The organism is Actinoplanes sp. NPDC048791 (assembly GCF_040650095.1).
Taxonomy (GTDB): domain Bacteria; phylum Actinomycetota; class Actinomycetes; order Mycobacteriales; family Micromonosporaceae; genus Actinoplanes.
The window spans coordinates 1-2637 of the sequence record NZ_JBEZGQ010001096.1 but is presented as its reverse complement, the minus strand read 5'-3'; the positions used below and the strand labels follow the sequence as shown (position 1 = coordinate 2637).

3 protein-coding genes are annotated in these 2637 nt (G+C 72.0%); all 3 read left to right on the top strand.

The genetic code is table 11. The features are described 5' to 3' along the window. The coding region (locus tag AB0C29_RS42685) for a MarR family transcriptional regulator (protein ID WP_360833273.1) at positions 1-466 on the top strand (466 nt) is incomplete at its 5' end. 25 nt (positions 467-491) lie between these two features. After that, complete coding sequence (locus AB0C29_RS42680) at positions 492-932, top strand: MarR family transcriptional regulator (protein ID WP_360833271.1); 441 nt, start codon at positions 492-494, stop codon at positions 930-932. Between the two features lie 187 nt (positions 933-1119). Beyond that, positions 1120-2559 (top strand): MATE family efflux transporter, encoded by a 1440-nt coding sequence (locus AB0C29_RS42675; protein WP_360833269.1) that lies wholly within the window; start codon positions 1120-1122, stop codon positions 2557-2559. Positions 2560-2637: the final 78 nt, after the last annotated feature.

Here is a 2637-nt window from a genome sequence, read left to right as displayed (position 1 = left end):
GGCCGAGTACGAGGAGACGCTGACCACCGTCCTCATGGCCTCCGGCCTGAGCAAGATGTCGGCCCGGGTGCTGACCTGCCTGTTCACCACGGACGCGGGCAGCCTCACCGCGGCCGAGCTGGCCCGGCGCGTCCAGGTGAGCCCGGCCTCCATCTCCAAGGCGATCGCCTTCCTGGGGAGCCAGAGCCTGGTCCGCCGGGAGCGCGACGACCGCCGCCGGGACCGCTACATCGTCGACGACGAGCTCTTCTACCAGGCGACGATCGCCAGCGCCCGGGCCAACGACCAGCTCGTCGAGACCGCCCGCCGGGGCGTCGCCATCCTCGGCCCGCACACCGCCGCCGCCACCCGCCTGGAGAACATCGCCCGCTTCCTCGACTTCATCAGCGAGAGCATCACCCGCGCCGCCGAGCAGGCTCGCGAGGTGCTGCACACGCCGCCGGTCAGTTCGAGCATTGACAGTTAGAGTTCAAACAGTTAGCTTTCTAAGCATGGATGCACCGAAGCTCACCACCAGCCTGGAACTGGTCCGCTGGATCGGCTGGGCCCAGCGCCGGGCCGGCGAGGAGTGGATCCGGGCCCGCGAGCTCAGCCACGAGCAGGCCTTCGTGCTGGGCTACCTGGTGCAGAATCCCGGGGCCATCCAGCGCGACATCGCCCAGGTGAGCCGCACGACCCCGGCCAGCGTCTCGAGCCTGGTGCAGGGACTCGAGCGCAGCGGCCTGGTGGAGCGGCGCACGGAGCCGGGCAACGAGCGCAGCAAACGGGTCTACGCGACGCCGGCCGGCGCTGAGCTCATCGCCGGCTTCGACACCGCCATGGCCGCCGCCGACGAGACCATCCTCGCCCCGCTGGACGAGGCCGAACGGGCCACCCTGCACGCCCTGCTCACCAAGATCACCGCGGAGCTGCCGCAACCCACGCGGTCGTAACCGCGGACGCCCGGCTCCGGGCGCGCCTTCGAACCACTTCCTCGCCGCCGGCGGACGCCGGCGCGTAGCTGAAACCTGCCCTCCGAACGACCGGCGTCGGCACGCGCCGCCGCCTCCTTCAACCTGCCCGCATACCGCCGTGCCGGCCTCCGCCGGCGCGCGCTCGCCCCTGCCCGGAGGAGAAGTCATGACCACCGACGTCGTCGGCACGAACCGCTGGTACCTGTCGGCCGCACCGATCACCCGCGCCCTGCTGCACCTCTGCGTGCCGATGGCCGCCGCGATGATCGTCGGCGCGATCTACAACCTCATCAACGCCGGCTTCATCGGCTCGCTGCACGACACCGCACTGCTGGCCGCGATCACGTTCGGGGCACCGATCCTGGGCCTGGTCATGGCGGTCGGCAACGTCTTCGGCGTCGGCGGCGGCGCGCTCGTCTCGCGGCTGCTCGGCGCGGCGGAACGCGACCCCGCCCGGGCCGGCGAGATCAGGCGCGTCTCGTCGTTCGCCGTCTGGGGTTCGGTGATCGTCGGGGCCGTGCTCGGCGGCACCGGGCTGTTCCTGTTGCACCCACTGGTCTCCCTGCTCGGGGCGGATGCCGCTGCTGCGCCGGCCACCAGGGCGTTCGTCGCTGTCATGCTGGCCTTCGTGCCCGTGCTGGCCGCGGCGGTCTGTCTCGAGCAGCTCGTCCGGGCCGAGGGCGCCGCCCGCCAGGTGATGATCGGGTTGATCGCCTCGGCAGTCGCCAACGTCGTCTTCGACGTCCTGTTCATCCTCGTGCTGCACTGGGGTGTCGCCGGCGCCGCGCTGTCGATGGGTCTCGCCAACGTGGGCGTGGTCGCGTACTTCGCCGGCTGGCTGGCCCGGCACAGCGAGCACCTGAGCCTCGCACCGCGCTGGTTCACCCTCTCCCCCGCCGTGCTCAGGCCCGTCCTCGGCGTGGGGGTCGGCACGCTGCTGCAGTCCGCGTTCCTGATCGTCACCGCGCTGGTGCTCAACAATCTCGCGGCCGCGTACGGCGACGGCCCGCTCGCGGCCATGGGTGTCGCCGTACGCATCGCGCAGGTGCCGGAGTTCCTGGTCATGGGCGTGACGTTCGGTGTCCTGCCACTGCTCGCCTACTCCTACGGCAAGGGCGACCGCACCCGGCTGCTGGCGGCGCTGCGCGGCTCCGCGATCGCGGTGGGCGGCATCGCGCTGACCTTCTCGGCGGCGGTGTTCCTCTTCCGCGAGCAGGTGTTCTCCGCGTTCGTGGCCGACCCCACGGTCCTCGCGGCCGGTGTCACGATCCTCACCGCACAGCTCGTGGCGATGATCGCGAACGGCTTCACCGGCCTGATCACGTCGCTGTTCCAGGCGACCGGCCGGGCGCTGGCCGCGACCGTGATGTCGGTGACCCAGGGCGTGCTGTTCCTGCCGGTCGTGCTGCTGGGCAACCTCTGGTTCGGGCTGGCCGGCATCATCTGGGCGCTGACCGTCACCGAGGTCGTCGTGTTCGCCGCCGGCGGCGTCCTGTGGCTCGCGTCCCGCCGCGCGATCGACCGCGGCCTGGCCGAGGACAGCCCGGAACCGGATCAGCCGGCCAGCACGTCCAGCGCCCGGTCCACGTCGGCCTCGGTGTTGTAGATGTGGAACGCCGCGCGCAGCCGGCCGGCCCGCTGGGCCACCCGGATGCCGGCCGCCGCGAGGGCGGTTCCGGCGTCG

Bases quoted from the DNA above. Each gene is read 5' to 3' on its own strand.
- AB0C29_RS42680 (WP_360833271.1), top strand. From the start codon at position 492: ATGGATGCACCGAAGCTCACCACCAGCCTGGAACTGGTCCGCTGGATC.
- AB0C29_RS42675 (WP_360833269.1), top strand. From the start codon at position 1,120: ATGACCACCGACGTCGTCGGCACGAACCGCTGGTACCTGTCGGCCGCA.